Annotated in this window: 23 protein-coding genes; 19 read left to right on the forward strand and 4 right to left on the reverse strand. The window is 40.1% G+C overall.

From position 1 onward, the window contains the following. Position 1 precedes the first annotated feature (1 nt). The 6 genes from ACFORE_RS01710 to ACFORE_RS01735 all read left to right on the forward strand — a co-directional run bounded on the left by ACFORE_RS01710 (position 2) and on the right by ACFORE_RS01735 (position 4,806). Positions 2-877: a DNA polymerase III subunit delta' gene (locus ACFORE_RS01710; protein ID WP_294607477.1), complete on the forward strand. Its 876-nt coding sequence runs from the start codon at positions 2-4 to the stop codon at positions 875-877. Beyond that, complete coding sequence (gene ricT, locus ACFORE_RS01715) at positions 874-1,674, forward strand: regulatory iron-sulfur-containing complex subunit RicT (protein ID WP_294607480.1); 801 nt, start codon at positions 874-876, stop codon at positions 1,672-1,674. Before ACFORE_RS01710 ends, ricT begins: the two co-directional genes overlap by 4 nt. Then, entirely contained in the window at positions 1,667-1,987 is a 321-nt protein-coding gene (yabA, locus tag ACFORE_RS01720) for a DNA replication initiation control protein YabA (RefSeq protein WP_154454576.1), read from the forward strand. The genes ricT and yabA overlap by 8 nt, the downstream gene beginning before the upstream one ends. 7 nt (positions 1,988-1,994) lie before the next feature. Beyond that, positions 1,995-2,864, forward strand: a complete 870-nt coding sequence (gene rsmI / locus ACFORE_RS01725) for a 16S rRNA (cytidine(1402)-2'-O)-methyltransferase (protein WP_154454577.1) — start codon at positions 1,995-1,997, stop codon at positions 2,862-2,864. A gap of 343 nt (positions 2,865-3,207) precedes the next feature. Then, positions 3,208-4,443, forward strand: a complete 1,236-nt coding sequence (locus tag ACFORE_RS01730) for an ammonium transporter (protein ID WP_380434917.1) — start codon at positions 3,208-3,210, stop codon at positions 4,441-4,443. Positions 4,444-4,464: 21 nt separating this feature from the next. Further along, positions 4,465-4,806, forward strand: a complete 342-nt coding sequence (locus tag ACFORE_RS01735) for a P-II family nitrogen regulator (RefSeq protein ID WP_154454579.1) — start codon at positions 4,465-4,467, stop codon at positions 4,804-4,806. 39 nt (positions 4,807-4,845) lie between these two features. Here the strand turns inward: ACFORE_RS01735 and ACFORE_RS01740 are convergent, their stop codons facing one another. Continuing rightward, positions 4,846-5,478 (reverse strand): copper homeostasis protein CutC, encoded by a 633-nt coding sequence (locus ACFORE_RS01740; protein WP_154454580.1) that lies wholly within the window; start codon positions 5,476-5,478, stop codon positions 4,846-4,848. A gap of 136 nt (positions 5,479-5,614) precedes the next feature. On the opposite strand from ACFORE_RS01740, the gene serC reads away from it, so the two are divergent. The 5 genes from serC to ACFORE_RS01765 all read left to right on the forward strand — a co-directional run bounded on the left by serC (position 5,615) and on the right by ACFORE_RS01765 (position 9,513). Beyond that, a complete protein-coding gene (serC, locus tag ACFORE_RS01745) occupies positions 5,615-6,712 on the forward strand; it encodes a 3-phosphoserine/phosphohydroxythreonine transaminase (RefSeq protein ID WP_154454581.1) in 1,098 nt (365 codons plus the stop codon). 62 nt (positions 6,713-6,774) lie between these two features. Continuing rightward, a complete protein-coding gene (locus ACFORE_RS01750) occupies positions 6,775-7,323 on the forward strand; it encodes a GNAT family N-acetyltransferase (protein WP_154454582.1) in 549 nt (182 codons plus the stop codon). A 46-nt stretch (positions 7,324-7,369) separates the two neighbouring features. Beyond that, positions 7,370-8,548 carry a 3-phosphoglycerate dehydrogenase family protein gene (locus tag ACFORE_RS01755; protein WP_168260458.1) on the forward strand — a complete coding sequence of 393 codons (1,179 nt, stop codon included), beginning with the start codon at positions 7,370-7,372 and terminating at the stop codon, positions 8,546-8,548. A gap of 112 nt (positions 8,549-8,660) precedes the next feature. Continuing rightward, on the forward strand, positions 8,661-9,146 hold the full coding sequence (locus ACFORE_RS01760; protein ID WP_380434926.1) for a methylated-DNA--[protein]-cysteine S-methyltransferase: 486 nt from the start codon (positions 8,661-8,663) through the stop codon (positions 9,144-9,146). Between the two features lie 13 nt (positions 9,147-9,159). After that, entirely contained in the window at positions 9,160-9,513 is a 354-nt protein-coding gene (locus tag ACFORE_RS01765; RefSeq protein WP_308526012.1) for an arsenate reductase family protein, read from the forward strand. Between the two features lie 44 nt (positions 9,514-9,557). Here the strand turns inward: ACFORE_RS01765 and ACFORE_RS01770 are convergent, their stop codons facing one another. Then, the gene (locus tag ACFORE_RS01770) at positions 9,558-10,385 is read right to left on the reverse strand and encodes an exodeoxyribonuclease III (protein ID WP_380434918.1); all 828 of its coding nucleotides are present in this window, start codon (positions 10,383-10,385) and stop codon (positions 9,558-9,560) included. Between the two features lie 179 nt (positions 10,386-10,564). On the opposite strand from ACFORE_RS01770, the gene metG reads away from it, so the two are divergent. Next, positions 10,565-12,568, forward strand: a complete 2,004-nt coding sequence (metG, locus tag ACFORE_RS01775) for a methionine--tRNA ligase (protein ID WP_380434919.1) — start codon at positions 10,565-10,567, stop codon at positions 12,566-12,568. Positions 12,569-12,725: 157 nt separating this feature from the next. Then, on the forward strand, positions 12,726-13,961 hold the full coding sequence (locus ACFORE_RS01780) for an aminoacyltransferase (protein ID WP_380434920.1): 1,236 nt from the start codon (positions 12,726-12,728) through the stop codon (positions 13,959-13,961). 282 nt (positions 13,962-14,243) lie between these two features. On the opposite strand, the gene ACFORE_RS01785 is transcribed toward ACFORE_RS01780, so the two are convergent. Continuing rightward, positions 14,244-14,540, reverse strand: a complete 297-nt coding sequence (locus ACFORE_RS01785) for a hypothetical protein (protein WP_380434921.1) — start codon at positions 14,538-14,540, stop codon at positions 14,244-14,246. Positions 14,541-14,815: 275 nt separating this feature from the next. Then, positions 14,816-15,001 (reverse strand): hypothetical protein, encoded by a 186-nt coding sequence (locus tag ACFORE_RS01790; protein ID WP_380434922.1) that lies wholly within the window; start codon positions 14,999-15,001, stop codon positions 14,816-14,818. Between the two features lie 108 nt (positions 15,002-15,109). Here ACFORE_RS01790 and ACFORE_RS01795 point away from each other — a divergent pair, with 108 nt between their 5' ends. The 6 genes from ACFORE_RS01795 (at position 15,110) to ACFORE_RS01820 (ending at position 19,698) form a co-directional block, all read left to right on the forward strand. After that, positions 15,110-15,967: a helix-turn-helix transcriptional regulator gene (locus tag ACFORE_RS01795; protein ID WP_380434923.1), complete on the forward strand. Its 858-nt coding sequence runs from the start codon at positions 15,110-15,112 to the stop codon at positions 15,965-15,967. A 115-nt stretch (positions 15,968-16,082) separates the two neighbouring features. Further along, positions 16,083-17,228 (forward strand): tyrosine-type recombinase/integrase, encoded by a 1,146-nt coding sequence (locus ACFORE_RS01800; RefSeq protein WP_380434924.1) that lies wholly within the window; start codon positions 16,083-16,085, stop codon positions 17,226-17,228. A gap of 94 nt (positions 17,229-17,322) precedes the next feature. Next, positions 17,323-17,559, forward strand: a complete 237-nt coding sequence (locus ACFORE_RS01805; RefSeq protein WP_154455406.1) for a DUF2829 domain-containing protein — start codon at positions 17,323-17,325, stop codon at positions 17,557-17,559. Further along, entirely contained in the window at positions 17,552-18,250 is a 699-nt protein-coding gene (locus tag ACFORE_RS01810) for a 3-oxoacyl-ACP reductase (RefSeq protein ID WP_154455405.1), read from the forward strand. The genes ACFORE_RS01805 and ACFORE_RS01810 overlap by 8 nt, the downstream gene beginning before the upstream one ends. 9 nt (positions 18,251-18,259) lie before the next feature. Continuing rightward, positions 18,260-18,703 carry an ASCH domain-containing protein gene (locus ACFORE_RS01815; protein ID WP_264879680.1) on the forward strand — a complete coding sequence of 148 codons (444 nt, stop codon included), beginning with the start codon at positions 18,260-18,262 and terminating at the stop codon, positions 18,701-18,703. Positions 18,704-18,726: 23 nt separating this feature from the next. Then, positions 18,727-19,698 (forward strand): Gfo/Idh/MocA family protein, encoded by a 972-nt coding sequence (locus ACFORE_RS01820; protein ID WP_154455403.1) that lies wholly within the window; start codon positions 18,727-18,729, stop codon positions 19,696-19,698. Position 19,699: the final 1 nt, after the last annotated feature.

Raw genomic sequence — 19,699 nt, forward strand, 5'->3', positions numbered from 1 at the left:
AATGGATTTGGAAAGCTTGCAACCTCATCTTTTTGAGGAATTCAATCACATCTTAAGGTCAGATAGGATGAGCCATGCCTATCTTTTTTCTGGAGATTTTGCGAGCTTGGACTTTGCCCTTTACTTAGCTAAAAGCCGTTTTTGTGAGCATTTTCAAGATGGCTTGCCTTGTGGCAAGTGCCGTGAATGTGTTCTCATCGCTGAGAATGAATTTTCAGATGTGAAACAAATCAAGCCAACAGGTCAAGTTATTAAAACAGATACGATTCGTGACTTGTTGCGGGACTTTTCACGCTCAGGTTTTGAGAGCCAATCGCAAGTTTTTATCATTCAGGATTGTGACAAGATGCATCCAAACGCCGCTAATAGCCTGTTAAAATTCATTGAAGAGCCGCAAAGTTCGTCTTATATGATTTTGCTGACGAGTGATGAAAGCAAGGTCTTGCCAACCATCAAGAGCCGTACCCAAGTCATTCGTTTTCCAAAAAACGAGGCGCTATTACGCAAACAGGCTGAAGAAGCTGGTGTTTTAAAGACACAGGCAGAGATTTTGGTTGCCTTGGCTAAGACGCCCCAACACCTTGAAAAATTGATACAGGATAAAAAGGTTGAGGAGTTGTTGCAAGCGAGCGAGCGTTTTGTCGCTACCTTGTTTAAAGACACGGATACGGCTTATTTGGAAGTCAATGAGTTGGTGAAGTTGGCTACTGAAAAAAGCGAGCAAGAGTTGGCTTTTCAGTTGTTGACTTTGTATTTATCCAAACACCTCGAGCGCAAACAAACTTTGGTTTATTTGGAAAAGGCTTATCAAGCTCAGCAAATGTGGAAAAGTAATGTGAGTTTTCAAAACGTATTAGAATATATGGTGGTTTCATGACAGAAGTATTGCGTATCAAATATAAAGAAACAGGTGGCATTGCCTATGTCTTGCCTAATCGCTGCTACAAACTTGGCGAGCTGGTGGTTGTCAAAAACAAAAAAGGCAATCGCTTAGCAGAAGTGGTCTGCGAAAATCAGGACATTGACGACACAAAATTACCAGCTGAAATGGATGTGATTTCGCGAGCAGCTGATGCCAAGGATATCAAGCATTATCAAGACAATAAAGCCTTTGCCAAAGACTCTTTTGAGGCTGTTGATCACTTGGTTGCTCTCAATCAATTGCAGATGAAGGTCATTGATATCGTCTTTCCTTTGGAGCGCGATTACGTGCTTATCACTTTTTCGGCGGAAGAACGGGTTGATTTTCGAAAATTGCTGCGTGATTTGGCTAGTCATTTCAAGACAAGGATTGAATTAAGACAGATTAACAATCGGGAGGAAACCAAGGTTTACGGCGGTTTGGGCCCTTGTGGTCGTACGCTTTGTTGCTCAACTTTTCTGGGTGAATTTCCACCTGTTTCCATCAAAATGGTTAAAAATCAAGGCATGTCACTGAGCACAGGCAAGACAACTGGTCGCTGTGGTCGCCTCATGTGTTGCTTGAGTTTTGAGGATGATTTTTACAGAGAAGCCAAGGAAAAATTCCCTGATGTGGGAAGTGACATCGAAACGGCAGAAGGTGTGGGAAGTGTGGCCAGCATTGACGTCTTTTCAGATACCATTAAAGTGAAATTTCCTGAAAAACACGCCCTATTAACATATACTTTAGATGAGGTCAAACGATATGGATAAGAAAAAATTATTTGATGCTTTTGACGGTTTTTCGCAAAATTTGATGATTACATTGGCTGAAATTGATGCCATGAAAAAACAAGTCCAATCGCTTTTGGAAGAAAACACCGCATTGCGTCTTGAAAATGATAAATTAAGAACGCGCCTTGCCCAATTGGAAGAAAATGCTTCGGCTAAGACCTCTAAACAAGGAAAACGCTATATTGAAAGCATCTACCACGATGGCTTCCACATCTGCAACGATTACTACGGACAACGTCGTGAAAATGATGAGGAGTGCATGTTTTGTATGGAAGTGCTAGATAGAGAGTGAGGTTGTGATGCAGGTCCAAAAAAGTTATCATAACGCTTCTACGACAGGTGAATTGTATCTTGTCCCAACGCCTATCGGCAACTTTCAAGACATGACTTTTAGAGCGGTTGAGGTTTTGCAGACGGTGGATTTTGTCTGTGCAGAAGACACTCGAAACACAGGAATTTTGCTGAAACACTTTGATATACCGGTAAAACAGATTAGTTTTCACGAGCACAATGCCTATGACAAAATTCCTGAGTTGATTGCCCTGTTAAAAGACGGCAAACGTTTGGCACAGGTATCTGATGCAGGGATGCCGTCCATTTCTGACCCAGGTCATGATTTGGTCAAGGCAGCTATCGAAGAAGGCATTCCTGTCATTTCTTTGCCAGGGGCATCGGCTGGTATTACCGCATTGATTGCCAGTGGTTTGGCGCCTCAACCCCATGTGTTCTACGGTTTTCTTCCCAGAAAAGCTGGGCAGCAAAAAGAATTTTTTGAGAGCAAGAAAGCCTATCCTGAAACGCAAATTTTCTATGAATCACCTTATCGCGTGTTGGATACGCTTAGCAATATGCAGGACATTTATGGCGACCGCCCCATCGTTCTTGTCCGTGAATTAACCAAAATTTACGAAGAATACCAACGAGGAACGATTTCAGAAATCATGGAGCATATCACCCAAGTGCCTTTGAAGGGGGAGTGTCTTTTGATTGTATCGGGGCAAGATGAAACAGCTATTCCCCAAGAAAGTGTGGCTCTGAGCGACATTCCAGACTTGGTCAATGACTTGATTGCCTCAGGAGAAAAAACAAACCAAGCCATCAAAAAAGTTGCTAAAACCTATGGTTTAAAACGCCAAGAGGTTTACAACGCTTATCACAATATTGATTAAATATCCAAAAGAGTCGAGTTGCTAGCACGACTCTTTTTGTGTTATAAAATATGACATAATCTAACGACAAACATTTCGGGTAAAAGCTTACATCAGATGTATTTGGGGAAAAGTGGAAGAAAAAGCGGTTTTGTTTGAGAAAAGATAGTCGTTTGTCTTAAAAACAAGTAACATTTTAGGTTATAAATGCAGAAAATTTAGAAAATTTTTGTAAAAAGTATTGCTTTTAGGAAAACTTAGTGTTATATTATCTAACATAATAACTCAAGTCATTGAGGTTGACATCTTTAGGAAGTGGCTTTTTATCCAAAAGTCGTGGTAAAGAGAGTAAAGGAGATAGGATATGAATTCAGGAAGTATAGCGTTTATCATTATTTGCGCGAGTTTGGTTTTTCTTATGACACCGGGTCTGGCTTTCTTCTATGGTGGCTTAGGGAGGCGTAAGAATGTCATCAACACGATGATGATGTGTGTCCTGCCGATTGCTCTGGCGTCAGTGATGTGGATTGTTTGTGGGTATTCTCTTTCTTTTGGTGGAAAAGGGGATATCATCGGAAATCTGTCCCATGTCTTTCTAAATGGTGTCAGTGAAACAACAAGCACACGTGGTCTAGAAATTCCAGATGTCTTATTTGCAGCATTTCAAATGATGTTTCCGATTATTACGGTTGCCATTTTAACAGGGGCAGCTGCAGGGCGTATGCGTTTTAGTACTTTGATTATCTTTATTGTTTTTTGGCTCTTATTGGTCTATTTCCCATTTGCTCATATGGTTTGGGATGAAGGGCTTCTTGCTAAATGGGGAACCATTGACTTTGCTGGTGGCGATGTGGTTCATATCACGTCAGGGGTGTCAGGTTTGGTTCTAGCCTTGATGCTTGGTAAACGTCGTGACTATCATCGTTTGGAATACCGTCCTCACAACGTACCATTTGTCTTTTTAGGAGCTGGTATCCTTTGGTTTGGTTGGTTTGGTTTTAACGCTGGGTCAGCTCTTGCAGCAGATGGACTTGCGGTTCATGCTTTTATCACAACACATATCGCAGCAGCATCAGCCCTATTATCATGGATGATTGTTGAAAAAATCATGGCGGGTCGTTTCTCACTTGTAGGCGCGTCAACAGGTTTGGTAGCAGGGCTTGTTGCGATCACACCAGGGGCAGGTTTTGTATCAACTTGGAGTTCTCTTATCATTGGTCTTTGTGTGAGTCCTATTTGTTACTTTGCTATTTCTGTTTTGAAACCAAAATTAGCTTATGATGATGCCTTGGATGCCTTTGGTTGTCACGGTATCGGTGGTATTTTTGGTGGTCTAGCAACAGCTATTTTCACAACGCCAGAATTGGCTCTTGATTCGCATAATGTTGGTTTGATTTATGGCAATGCTCACTTGCTTTTGGTCACAGTAGCTGCTATTATCTTTACAATTGTTTGGTCAGCGGTAGCAAGTTTTGTGATTATCAAAGTCATTTCGCTCTTTATGGACATCCGTGTGGAAGAACGTTTGGAAGCAATTGGTCTTGATGATGCTGAGCATAAAGAAACAGCCTACCCAACCTTCATGGGATTGGATTCTTAATAAAAGCGAGGAAGTGACATTATGAAAAAAGTAGAAGCCATTATTCGAGCAGACCGCTTGGAAGATTTAAAGGATGCCCTGTCTAAGAAGAATCTGACCAATGGCATGACTGTCAGTCAGGTTTTGGGCCACGGCAAGCAACGTGGATTTGCGGAATATGTTCGTGGTCAAAAAATTGTGCCAACCTTATTGGCAAAAGTTAAGGTGGAAATCGTGGTTTGCGATGCTTTGGTGGATGATGTGGTGAGTAGTATCTGCCAGACTGTTCGGACAGGCGATGTCGGCGATGGGAAGATTTTTATCATTCCAGTTGATGAGGTGATTCGCATTCGGACAGGCGAAAAGGGCAGAGATGCTCTCTAATCAAAAAAACGAGGACGGCTAAGTCCTCATTTTTGGCTTTTAGGCCATGATTTTAGTACCGTGGGCGGCTTGGGCACCCGTTTGTTTAATCAAATCTTGGTAGTTTTCTGCTGTCACGCCACCGCCAATCATGATTTCAATGCGACCGTCAGCATATTCAACCAAGTCTTTCAAGTGGGTGATGTTTTCAGTAATTGGGTTATTTTGAGCAGACCCATGTGTCAAAATACGCGTGAAGCCTAAGTCCACCAATTGGTCAATGGCTTCTGTTTGTTGATCAAGTGGGATATGGTCAAAAGCCATGTGGAAAACTAGCGGCAAACCCTGTGTTGCTGGCAAGAGTTGTTCAATAGCGTCTTGGTCAATGAGGTTGTCCTCGGTTAACAATCCCAAAACCAAGCTATCACTTTCTAATTCCACCGCGCGTAAAATATCATCTTCCATGATGCGCAATTCACTATCATTATAGACAAAATTCCCTCCACGCGGACGAATCATAGTGGCTAGGGCAATGCTTTTTTCATGGAGATAGCGCGCTGCTTCCTTGATAACCCCATAAGAGGGAGTCGTACCGCCAACGGCTAAGTTATCGCACAATTCAACGCGTTTAATCGTATCATCGAGCTGGTTAAGGCGTGTGGTATTTTCTGCACAAAATTCTTTAATAATCATGAAAACTCCTTTTCTAGTTCTTCGTTATCATTATAACATGATTATTTATAAATCATTTGAGTAAAAATCTTAAAAATCTTTACAAAATTCAGAATATTATGCTATAATTTATAACAATTATAACGGAGGTATTTTTATGACAATTTACAATTTCTCTGCAGGTCCTGCAGTGTTGCCAAAACCCGTGCTTGAACAAGCACAGCGTGAAATGCTTGACTACCAAGGTAGCGGCATGAGTGTTTTAGAAATGTCCCACCGTTCCAAAGAGTTTGACCACATTATTAAAGAAGCAGAACGCTTGTTGCGTGAATTGATGGCGATTCCTGATAATTATAAGGTACTGTTTCTTCAAGGTGGTGCATCAACGCAATTTACAATGCTGCCTTTGAATCTAGCAAAGGGGCGTAAAGCGTACTATCTTGTTGGAGGATCATGGGGGAAAAAAGCTTATGCAGAAGCTGTAAAATTGTCCAAAACCATTCCTTTTGAGCCTGTTTTGTTGGCATCGTCTGAGGATACGGTGTATGACCATATTCCAACATTTGACCCTAAAACCATTGATCCAGAAGCCGCTTATGTGCATATCACAACCAACAATACCATTGAGGGAACAGCCATTTATGACCTTCCTGATACCAATGGTGTGCCGATTGTCGCTGATATGTCGTCTAATATTTTAGCTGCGCGCTACAATGTGGAAGATTTTGCGGTTATTTATGCAGGCGCTCAAAAGAACATTGGTCCTGCAGGTGTGACTGTGGTGATTATCCGCGAAGATTTCCTAAACGACGAGCCAACTTTGTCATCAATGCTGGATTATCGCATCCAAGCAGAGGCAGGTTCGCTCTACAATACCCCACCAGCTTATAGCATTTACATTTCAAAATTGGTTTTTGAGTGGGTCAAGGCCTTTGGTGGTGTGGATAAAATGGAAGAAGCCAATCGTGAAAAATCAGGACTTTTGTACGATTTCATTGACCAGTCTGATTTTTACACCAATCCTGTTAAAAATCCAGCCCAACGTTCTGTTGCCAATGTTCCTTTTGTGACACCAAGTAAAGAATTGGATGCGCAGTTTGTGGCAGAAGCGACAGCGCTTGGCTTTAAAAACATCAAAGGGCACCGCTCAGTTGGAGGCATGCGTGCAAGTCTTTACAACGCATTCCCACGTCAAGGTGTGGTGGATTTGATTGCCTTTATGAAGCAATTTGAAGCTGAAAATAAATCTAACTAATGCCCTTTTTACAGCAGAAATGTTATACAATAGGTGTATATCAATAAAAAAGAGGTAATAAAATGGAGATTAGACAAGCTTTTCCCAATGAAGTGACACCAATCATGCGAGTAATTGAGGATGCTAGAAAGCAATTAGCTGCAAGTGGTAGCAACCAGTGGCAAGGGACTTACCCTGATGAAAATACCATTTATGATGATATTTTAGCTGGTCAAGCTTATGTAGGCTTATTGGATGGGGAAATTGTTGCCCATGCTGCGGTGGTGATTGGGGTTGAACCTGCTTATGAAAAGATTTACGATGGTCATTGGCAGCACAACAATCACCAATACGTCACCTTTCACCGTGTGGCGGTCTTATCGCGCGTGACAGGGCAAAAAGTCGCTCAAACCTTTCTTCAAGGCTTGATTGAAGGGACAAAAGGGCATGATTTTCGTTGCGATACCCACGAGAAAAACCTTGCTATGCAGCATATTTTGACCAAACTCGGTTACGTTTATTGTGGAAAAGTCCCTGTTGATGGGGAACGTCTAGCTTATCAAAAAATCAAAACTAAGGCTGAGAATGCCTTTTATCAAGAAGTTGATGAGGCGGACCACCATAGTTTGTAACAAATAAGAGAAAAGGGAGGCTGCCTGCAGCCTTGGAGTGAAGTCTATGGTCTATAGTGTTAAAACGTTTAATAATATCAATCAAGTGGGTCTAAAGGAATTAGGCAATCATTTTCAGGTAGATGGTGATTTGGCAGATAATCCTGATGCTTATATTTTGCGGAGCCAAAATCTGCACGGGACAACATTTCCAGATAATCTCAAAGCTATTGCGCGTGCGGGTGCTGGTACGAATAATATTCCGATTGACGAGGCAACGGCAGCAGGGATTGTGGTTTTTAACACCCCAGGTGCCAATGCCAATGCCGTCAAAGAAGCTGTTTTAGCATCTCTTTTGATGTCTGCGCGTGATTACATTGCTGCAAATAAATGGGTCAATACCTTGTCAGGTGATGACGTTCCCAAACAAGTTGAAGCAGGCAAAAAACAATTTGCAGGTAGTGAAATTTCAGGTAAAACCCTTGGTGTCATTGGACTTGGTGCCATTGGTGGTCGCATTGCCAACTACGCTCAACGTCTAGGTATGAATGTCATGGGCTATGACCCTTATGTGTCTATTGAAACGGCTTGGAATATTTCACACCATGTCAAACGCGTGGACGATGTGAAAGAGATTTTTGCCAATGCGGATTACATCACTGTTCATGTGCCTTTGACTGATGAAACCCGTCACACTTTTAATAGCGAAGCCTTTGCCTTGATGCCAAAGGGAACTGTGATTATCAACTTTGCCCGTGGTGAATTGGTGGATAATGCTGCACTTTTTGATGCGATTGAAACTGGCGTTGTTAAACGCTATATCACTGATTTTGGGACAGAAGAGCTTTTAAATAAAGATAAAATCACGGTTTTCCCACACGTTGGTGGTTCAACGGCAGAAGCTGAGTTGAATTGTGCGATTATGGCTGGTAAAACAATTCGTCAATTTATGGAAACAGGTGAAATCACCAATTCTGTGAATTTCCCAAATGTGCATCAGGCTTTGACGGCGCCTTATCGCATTACCTTGATTAACAAAAATGTGCCAAATATCGTGGCGAGAATTTCAACCGCCGTGTCTAACCTAGGCATTAACATTGACAATATCATTAACCGTTCAAAAGGCGAGTACGCATATACTTTGCTTGATTTGGACGAAACAGACAAAGCGAAAATTGATGATTTGGTAGCAACCTTTGAAGCCAGCGACAACATCGTTCGTGTGCGCTTAATTACCAAAAAATAAAGCCAGTTCCCTATTACCTCGCGTGGGTGATAGGGGCTTTTGTTTTTCCTTCCCACCGCTTTTTGCTATAATGAAATCAGTTAAACCTCTAGCATTTGGAAAGGCACTGACGATGTTGATGCGAATCTATTACCCTTCTCCCTTGGGAACTATCAGTTTGTTGGCAGATGAGCGTGGCTTGCTGGGATGCTACTTTGTCGGGCAAAAGTATTTTGAAAATGGCTACCGCGACCAAGCGATTGTGGAGGGTGATTCTATCTTTTTAGCAGATGCAACAGCGTGGTTAGATGCTTATTTTGTTGGTGAAAATCCTAAAGCTGAGGACGTGGTTTTAGCTCCACAAGGAACGGCTTTTCAACAAAACGTGTGGCAGGTTTTGAGGGAGATTCCTTATGGAAAAACGATGACTTATGGGGAAATTGCCCAAAAAATCCAGTGTGCATCTGCCCAAGCAGTCGGTGGTGCTGTCGGAAAAAATCCTTTGTCTGTCTTTGTTCCTTGTCATCGGGTTTTAGGAAGTCAAGGGCAGTTAACGGGATATGCTGGAGGACTAGAGCGGAAACGTTGGCTTCTATCCCATGAAGGGGTCACGTTTTAGAAAAGAGGACATGATGTTAACATTTTATGAATACCCAAAATGCAGTACTTGCCGTCGTGCTAAAGCAGAATTACAGAAATTAGGAGTGGATTTTAAGGCAGTTGATTTGACGGTGGATACACCCACAGCAGAGCAACTAAAGAAATGGATGCAAGAGTCCGATTACACGATAAAGAACTTTTTCAACACCAGCGGTCAGGCTTACCGCGCTTTGGGCTTGAAAGATAAGGTTGATAGTCTTTCCATTGATGAGGCGGCTGAGTTGCTGGCTTCAGACGGCATGTTGATTAAGCGTCCCGTACTAGTCAAGGACAATCATGTCTTGCAACTGGGTCACCGTAAGTCTTACCGTGATTTATTTGAATAAGTAAAATACCTCGGAGAACAGCATCTCTGAGGTATTTTTTATGCTTACAAATCAATTTCCAAAAGAATTGGGGTGTGGTCTTGGCGAGCGCCTGAGTCAATCATTTCAGATTTGACGATTTTATCGGCAATGCGATTTGATGTGAGCCAATAGTCAATCCGCCAGCCAGCATTGTTGATTTTGCTGGTTTTGCTGCGTTGTGCCCACCAGCTATAGACATTTGGAATGTCGCCATGAATATAACGGAAAGTGTCGGTAAAGCCCTTAGCCAACAAATGAGTAAAGCCTGAACGTTCTTCATCTGTGAAACCAGGTGAACGACGGTTGGCACTTGGGTGAGCTAAGTCAATTTCCTTGTGGGCAACATTGTAATCGCCAGTTGCCAAAACAGGTTTCTTTTGGTCCAATGATACCAAGTAATCTGCGTATTTTTCATCCCAAATTTGGCGATCGGCTAAGCGTCTTAACCCATCCCCAGCATTTGGCGTATAAACTTGGGTAACATAGTAGTGCTCAAATTCAAGGGTGATGATACGTCCTTCACAATCCATGGTGTCAGGGGAACCAATTTCAGGGTAAGAAATACTTGGGTTTAAGCCCTTTTTGTAAAGAAACATGGTACCAGCGTAGCCTTTTCTAGCAGGTTCAACAGACGAACGCCAAGCGATTTCATAATCTGGGAAATAGTCTTGTAAGATTTGCAGGTGTTTTTTCGTTGGGCCTTTGGCAGACAATTTGGTTTCTTGGATAGCGATGATGTCAGCTTCTTCCGCGACTAAGGTATCAATAACCGCGCGTGACAAAACGGCGCGTGCAGAATCGCTGGTCAAGGCAGCGTTAAGCGAGTCGATATTCCATGAGATTAATTTCATAAGGTAAAACAGGTCTTCTTTCTATACTTTGCTACCTGCTATTCTACCAAAAAATCCCCCATCCAGCGATAAATTTGATTATTCTGATTGATTTACGCTATAAGGGGTCACAGAAATGTGGTATAATGAGGTGTTATCAATAAAGGAGTTTCATTAGCTTCGATTTGAAAGGAAAGAAAATGACGAGTAAACAACCTTTTTACATTACGACACCGATTTACTACCCATCAGGTAAGCTTCACATTGGTTCAGCTTACACGACAATTGCTTGTGACGTTTTAGCCCGTTACAAACGCATGATGAACCACGAAGTCTTTTATTTAACAGGACTTGACGAACACGGTCAAAAAATTCAACAAAAAGCAGAAGAAGCAGGTATCACGCCACAAGCTTACGTTGACGGCATGGCTGCTGACGTTAAAAAATTGTGGGAAATGCTTGATATTTCTTATGACAAATTTATCCGCACAACAGATGACTACCATGAAAAAGTGGTGGCTGATGTGTTTGAAAAATTGTTGGCACAAGATGACATTTATTTGGGCGAATATTCAGGTTGGTATTCAGTTTCAGATGAAGAATTTTTCACAGAAAGCCAATTAGAAGAAGTTTTCCGTAACGAAAAAGGGGAAGTCATTGGTGGTATTGCCCCTTCTGGTCATGAAGTTGAGTGGGTTTCTGAGGAGTCATACTTCCTTCGCTTAGGCAAATACGCTGACCGCTTGGTTGACTTTTTCCATGCTCACCCTGATTTTATTCAGCCTGAAGGTCGTATGAACGAAATCATCAAAAACTTCATTGAACCTGGTCTTGAAGATTTGGCTGTGAGCCGTACGTCATTTACATGGGGTGTCAAAGTGCCATCTAATCCAAAACACGTGGTATATGTGTGGATTGATGCTCTATTGAACTATGTGACTGCTCTTGGTTACGACCAAGAAGACCATGCCAACTTTGACAAATTCTGGAACCAAGGTACTGTTTTCCACATGGTTGGTAAAGATATCTTGCGTTTCCACTCTATTTACTGGCCAATTATGTTGATGATGTTGGACATGAAATTGCCAGAACGCTTGATTGCTCACGGTTGGTTTGTCATGAAAGACGGTAAAATGTCTAAATCAAAAGGTAACGTGGTTTACCCTGAAATGCTGGTAGAACGTTACGGTTTAGACCCACTTCGTTATTACCTCATGCGTTCTCTTCCAGTCGGTTCAGATGGAACCTTCACGCCTGAAGATTACGTTGGACGTATCAATTATGAGTTGGCAAATGACCTTGGAAACTTGCTCAACCGTACCGTTGCCATGATTAACAAATATTTTGACGGTAAGGTTCCAACTTATGTGGAAAATGTGACAGCCTTTGATGCGGATTTGGCGGCTGTCGTGGCAGAAAATATCGCAGAATACCACAAACAAATGAACGCAGTTGATTACCCACGTGCTTTGGAAGCTGTTTGGAACATCATCTCACGTACTAATAAATACATTGACGAAACAGCGCCTTGGGTTCTTGCTAAAGACGAGGCTAAACGCGATGAATTGGCAGCTGTAATGGCACATTTGGCGGCTAGTCTGCGCGTGGTGGCTCACTTGATCCAACCATTTATGATGAGCACCTCAGATGCTATCATGGAACAACTTGGTCTTGGCAATGATTTTGACCTTGAAAAATTGACCTTGGCTGGTTTCCCAGAAGGTATCACAGTAGTTGCTAAAGGAACACCAATCTTCCCACGTCTTGATATGGAAGAAGAAATTGACTACATCAAAGCCAACATGGGAGCTGGTGCAGTTGTTGCCGAAGAAAAAGAATGGGACCCAGCAGACGTTGAACTTAACAATGAGAAAAAAGCCATTAAATTTGATGATTTTGACAAGGTTGAAATCCGTGTTGCTGAAGTCAAAGAAGTGTCTAAAGTTGAAGGCTCTGAAAAACTCTTGAAATTCCGCTTGGATGCCGGTGATGGTGAAGACCGTCAAATCCTTTCAGGTATCGCGAAATACTATCCAAACGAACAAGAATTAGTGGGAAAAAAATTACAAATCGTAGCTAATTTGAAACCACGGAAAATGATGGGCTTGCTCAGTCAAGGAATGATTTTATCAGCTGAACACGATGGCCATTTAACTGTTTTAACAGTGAATCCAAGTGTTCCAAACGGCAGCCAAATTGGCTAAGAGAGCAGAATATTCAGCCTCAAATCAGAGGCTGAGTATTTGTTTGTTGAGGAATGAAACTCCTTTCAGGAAATGACAGTTTATTTTCATTTAAGTTTCCTTTGCTAGATTTTAAGGGACTTTTAACTGAAAAAACGAATAGAATTGAGAAAAACAGATGAGTTTAACGATTTTATCCAGAGCGGATTACGAACAAGTGAGTGCCTCTTTTAAAGAACGCTCGTTTATGCAGTCTGTCGAAATGGCAGATTTACTTGAAAAACGTGGGTTTGAGGTGACTTTTCTAGGTTTGGAGGCAGACGGAGCTATCCAGGTGGCTGGCATTTTGTATAGCAAGGCGATGACAGGTGGGCTTCACATGGAAATCAATTCAGGTCCAGCTTCTAAGGACCCAGCCTATCTTTCAGGCTTTTATCGGGAATTACAAGCCTACGCCAAGGAAAATGGCGCCTTGGAGCTGATTGTCAAACCTTATGACATTTATCAAAGTTTTGATACCCATGGCAATCCCAACGACGATGAAAGACCAGAATTGATTACAGATTTGACAGACCTTGGCTATCACTATGATGGTTTGCAGACGGGCTACCCTGATGGTGAACCAGATTGGCATTATGTCAAGGATTTGACAGGCTTGACACCTGAAACGCTACGCAACTCCTTCAGTAAAAAAGGACGCCCTTTGGTTAATAAGACCAATTCTTTCGGTATCAAGGTGCGTCGCCTCAAACGTGATGAATTGTCTATTTTTAAAGAAATCACAGCTTCCACATCAGCAAGACGCGATTATCAAGACAAGCCTTTAGATTATTATGAGGACTTTTATGATAGTTTTGGGGATAACTGTGAATTTATGATTGCGACTTTGAATTTTAAAGATTATCTAAACAACCTTCAAGAAGGTTATGATGATATTGCGGCTCAGTTAGCGGTTTTAAATCAAAAAATTGCTGACGGGGTCAACTCAGCTAAGGTTAACAAACAAAAAGCGCAGTTGGATAAGCAAATTGCCACTTTTGACGTTCGTATCAAGGAAGCTAAGGACTTGATTGCTCAGCACGGTTCAGAAGATGTGGTCTTGGCAGGTAGTCTCTTTATCTACACACCACAAGAAGCGGTTTACCTTTTCAGCGGTTCTTACACCGAATTTAACAAATTCTACGCACCAGTAATACTGCAAGAGCACGTCATGACAGAAGCTATTAAACGTGGCATTACCTTTTATAACTTCCTTGGTATTCAAGGTGTTTTCGACGGTAGCGATGGTGTCCTTCGTTTCAAACAAAATTTCAATGGTTACATTGTCCGTAAAATGGGGACTTTCCGTTATTACCCACGCCCTAGATTGCATAAAGCCATTACAGCAGTGAAAAAGTTGTTAGGAAGAGCCTAAACATTCGTCAAAACGAGCTTACGGGCTCGTTTTTTGATATACTAGAGATAGTAACAACAAGGAGAGAAAAATGACTTTTGAAGAGATTATTTTTATGTATAATTTATAGTCTTTGATAGGTTTGAATATCCATGATATTAAAGCTATTTATAAAATTTAACATTTAATAGACTTGAATACTTTTTCGCCAAAAGTCCACTAAAAAGAGTATTAAAATGAGTCCCGCAAGCAAGAAAAAAGCACCCCTACAAAGGTGCTTTTCTTAAGTAATGTTAAATATACCTATTGTTTTTTACCAAATAATAAATCTTTTAAAAATATCACAATATACAGTACAAAACAGGACACAGATATAAATATTAATATTACTCCAACATAAGTCATTATATTGTAATTTAAAGGTATCGATTGATTTGCAAAAAACAAAGATGAAATAACGTTTAGGATGAAACCTATAATTCCTGTAAATATTCCTAATCTCAATAAAATATGTAATTGTCTAACCCACTCACCAAAAGCCATTTTCTCTTTATTAAAAAAATAAAAAGCTACAATTCCTGCTACTAAAATAATATACATCTAGATTCTCCTATAAACTCATTATTATGTTGAAAATCTTTCAACAAAATAACATTTATTAATAATATAACCGTAAAAACTAAATAAGTCAATAATATTTGAATTTTTTATATGTAAAATAAACTTTGAATTTATTAAATCTATTATGTGATTTTTAGTTATTTAGCTTAGCCATTGCTTACTTATGTACTTTAAAAAATATTCATTCCAATGTTCAATTTTCATATAGTTACCTTTCTTTCTGTCAATGTAAACTAGTTCCATGTGTTTCCTTTCTAGTAATCTTTAGCTAGCCATTGCATAGCTTTAACATAAATGGTATCTTTAACATTTCCACATGTTATTAATTTCTTGTAAGTAATAGGGTGAATTCCTATTTCTTTACTAGCACTTTGTGAGGTTAGCATTTTATCAGCCTGTTTTCTTCTAAGCGCTCGAGATTGTTCTTCTGAAATTATCATTTCATACCCCTTTCTAATAAAGAATTTATTTACAAGTCAAGTGATTAGTAAAAAAAAACTTTATTTTTAAGAAGTAATGTGTTTTAATATAATTGAGGTGATATTAATATGAATAGACTTAAAGAATTAAGACAGGAAAGAAAACTAACGCAAGATGAGCTATGTAAAAATCTTGTGGAATTTTATGAAAACGATACTAGTTTTAAACCTATTTCTAAAATGAATATTTCAAATTGGGAAAATGGCAAACATGAGATAAAGCCTGATAAAGCTGAAAAATTAGCCAAATATTTTGGTGTGACAGTTCCCTATTTGCTTGGCTATGAGAGTTCAGACTTTGGAAGAAGGTTAAAGGAACTACGTGAGATTAATTATTTAACCATAGAAAGGGCATCTAAAGAATTAAATATTCCGACTGAATTATGGAAAGATTTTGAGACTAGAGATAATTTTGTTCCCAGAGAGAAGCTAGCGAGTCAAATTGCTCATTATTTTGGTGTTGATGTGGACTTTTTACTTGGTAAGTCAACAATTCTTAATAAAAAAGAATTTCAATCGATAGAACCAGATTCATATACCCCAACAGATGAAGAAGTAGAAAAACAGATAAAGGATTTTGAGGACGAACAAAGAAACAAAAAAGAATTTGAAGAGGAACAGAGAAAGAAAAACAGTAATCTATTTATTACAGATTTTTCTAATTTGATTGATTTTAAACATGATGAAGATAGTTTGAATGAAATTAAACTCAGTACCTTAGAGTATTACAACAAACTTGACTCTGAATATAAGAAGATGCTTTTCATTAATGCAATTGATTTAATAGATGAATCAAAAGAAAAGGAACTTTTCAAAATATCAAACAATATTTATTCAATGCAGGAATATGAAAAGTTTGATAGAAAAATGTGGCTTGAAGAAATGGAATATCGGCACAAAAATAATTTACCTTTAACGGATTTTTAACAAAAATAAAATACTTTTTTAAAAAAATATTTTCCTACATTTCAGTAACGCCAATTGCTGTCTTTGCCTATCTAATTCCTTTACTTGCTTGTGGGTGGTTAGAAGAGGTAAGAATATGAAAATAATAGAATACAAAAAGAAAAACGGTACAATCGTGTACCGTGCTAACATTTATTTAGGTGTTGACCAAGTGACTGGGAAGAAAGTAAAAACCAGTGTGACGGGTAGGACAAGAAAAGAAGTTAAACTAAGAATTAAAGAAGCTCAACATGATTTTAAAGCCAATGGACAAACAGTCACAAAAGCTGTACCAGTGAAAAATTATAAAGAACTTGCTGAATTGTGGTTAAAAAGTTATGAAATGACTGTAAAGCCTCAAACGTTTATTTCAACTAAAAGAATGATATACAATCACTTAATACCAGTATTCGGGGATATTAAACTTGATAAATTGTCAGTAAGTTATATTCAGGGGTTTATCAATGACTTATCAAAAGAGTTTGTTCACTTTGGTGCTGTTCATTCAATTAATAAACGCGTTTTACAATATGGTGTGTCATTGCAATTAATTCCTTTCAAACCCGCTCGTGATGTCATACTGCCTAAAGTGGTTAAACCAGACAATAAGGTAATTAAGTTTATAGACTATAATGATTTAAAAGCTCTTATGTCTTATATGGAAAAATTATCTAATAAAAAATATAGTTACTATTTTGATTATGTGCTTTATAGCGTACTGTTAGCAACTGGTTGTCGCTTTGGTGAAGCAGTTGCCCTTACATGGTCGGATATTGATTTTGAAAATGCCACAATTGATATTAATAAGAATTATAACCGTTCAGTTGATATTGTAGGCACTCCAAAGAGTAAAGCGGGTTATCGTGTCATAAGCATTGACCAAAAGACTGTTAATCTGTTACGCTTATACAAAAATAGACAAAGGCAATTGTTTACTGATATAAGTAGTGAAGCCCCTGAGGTTGTTTTTGCAACTCCTACAAGGAAGTACCAAAACACGGCTATTCGTCAAGAATCTTTAGATAGACGCCTAAAAGAGATTGATTGCCCTAGGTTTACTTTCCATGCTTTTCGTCACACTCATGCTAGCTTGCTTTTGAATGCGGGTATACCTTACAAAGAATTACAGTATAGGCTAGGCCATTCTACTTTAGCCATGACTATGGATATATATAGCCACTTATCCAAAGACAAAGAAAAAGAAGCAGTTTCATATTATGAAAAAGCAATAAATAGCCTGTAGGTGAACTAAAAGGTGAACTAATTTTTAAATTTACATTTTACAATAGCCACAAAGACTATCATACCAACACTAAAACATAGTAAGGAAGAAAAACATGACATTTGAAGAGATTTTACCAGGATTAAAAGCGAAGAAAAAATACGTGCGTACAGGCTGGGGCGGTGCCGAAAACTACGTGCAATTGTTTGACAGCATTGAGCAAAACGGTGTGGCTTTGCCAGTGACCCCTTATTTCCTCATCAACGTTTCTGGTGAGGGCGAGGGCTTTTCTACGTGGTCACCGACCCCTTGTGACGTTTTAGCGACCGATTGGGTGGAAGTCCATGACTAAGGTGCTTATCACAGGCGTCAGTTCTGGCATTGGACTGGCACAAGCTCGTCTTTTTTTGAAAAATGGCTGCGCAGTTTATGGGGTTGACAAATCAGAAGCCCCTGATATTCAAGAAGAGAATTTTCATTTTTTGCAGTTGGATATCACAGGGAATTTAGCTGCGCTTTTTGATGTTGTGCCTGATGTGGATATCCTATGCAATACGGCAGGTATTCTCGATGCTTACAAGCCCTTGCTGGCTATATCAGATGACGAAATAGCAGACGTTTTTCAGACCAATTTCTTTGCAACCGTTGCTATTACTCGCCATTATTTAGCCAAGATGGTGGAACGACAAGCGGGCATCATTATCAATATGTGTTCGATTGCGTCTTTTATGGCAGGTGGGGGCGGAGCAGCCTATACAGCGAGCAAACACGCACTTGCAGGTTTCACCCGCCAGCTTGCCCTTGATTATGCCAAAGACAAGGTTCAGGTTTTTGGTATTGCACCAGGTGCGGTTAAGACAGCCATGACAGCTAGTGATTTTGAACCAGGCGGGTTGGCTGATTGGGTAGCTCAAGAAACCCCAATTGGACGTTGGAGTAGCCCTGACGAAATAGCAGAATTAACAGGCTTTTTAGCCTCAGGCAAAGCCAGCTCTATGCAGGGCGAAATTGTTAAAATTGACGGTGGCTGGAGTTTGAAGTAGGAGAAAACTATGAATGCACAAGAACTTTGGAACAAGTATAAGAAAATGAATCCTTCAATCGGAGATGACATTGACGCTTGGCAATTTGGTACGGAAGCTGATGTGTTGGCACAGTTGGTCCTTGAGGAAACCAAAACGGCGACAGCATCGGCCTATGATTTGTACCACATTGACAATGTCCCCTTGCCTGAAGTTGGGTCTTATGATGTGATTTTAGATAGCAAAGACCGAGCAGTTTGCATTATTCAGATTAAAAAAGTCTCTGTTGTACCTTTTAAAGAAGTCTCGGAGAAGCATGCTTTCAAAGAAGGTGAGGGTGATAAATCGCTTGCTTACTGGCGAGATGTTCACGAAGCATTTTTCAAACCCTATTTTAAAGAATGTGGGTTGACATTCACACCAGAAAGCTTAATCGTTTTAGAAGAATTTGAAGTGGTTTATCCCACAGTTTAGTAAGATACGATAGGAGGAAATTCATGAAATTAGCCATTTTAGGAACAGGAAAAATCGTTGACGAGGTCTTGCCTGTTTTAAAAGAAATCAACGGCATTGCGATTGAAGCTATTTTGTCAACGCCACGCAGTTTAGAAAAAGCGCACCAATTGGCGAAGCTTTACGACATCACTCAGGCGACTAGCGACTATGATAGCCTTTTGGCAAATCCAAACGTTGATACGGTTTATGTTGCCCTGCCGAATCACCTTCATTATGCCTATGCCAAGAAGGCTTTGCTGGCGGGCAAACACGTGATTTGTGAGAAGCCTTTTACAATGACCTTAGACGAATTTGAAGACTTGACTCAGATTGCCGAGCAGCAGCAACGCATTTTGCTAGAAGCCATTACCAATCAATATTTGGGTAATTTCACCTCTATCAAGGCCAATCTTGCCAAGTTAGGTGAGATTAAGATTGTTACCTGTAATTATTCCCAATATTCATCGCGTTATGATGCTTTCAAGCGCGGGGAAATTGCGCCAGCCTTTGACCCACAAAAAGGTGGCGGTGCCCTCCGTGATTTAAATATTTATAATATTCATTTGGTGGTAGGCTTGTTTGGGAAACCGCAACGGGTACAGTATCTGGCTAATATGGAGCGTGAGGTGGATACGTCTGGTATTTTGCTTATGGACTATGGCGATTTCAAAGCGGTTTGTATTGGTGCCAAGGATTGTGCGGCAGAACTGACTTCAACTATTCAGGGCAATAAAGGTTCTTTGGCCATTCTTGGTGCTACCAATACCTTGCCCGAAATAGCACTGGCACTCAATGAAGAAAGCAAGACGATTATCAACGAAAACACGCTCAATCACCGAATGCACGATGAATTTGTGGCCTTTCAAGCTATTATTGAGCAAGAAAATATGACAGCTACCAAGCTTGCCCTAGACCATAGCCGCTTGGTTATGGAAGTCTTGGAACAAGCTGTTCAAATTATGTGGCATCAGTAAC

It is taken from the genome of Streptococcus alactolyticus, from assembly GCF_042649785.1.
Taxonomy (GTDB): Bacteria; Bacillota; Bacilli; order Lactobacillales; family Streptococcaceae; genus Streptococcus; species Streptococcus alactolyticus.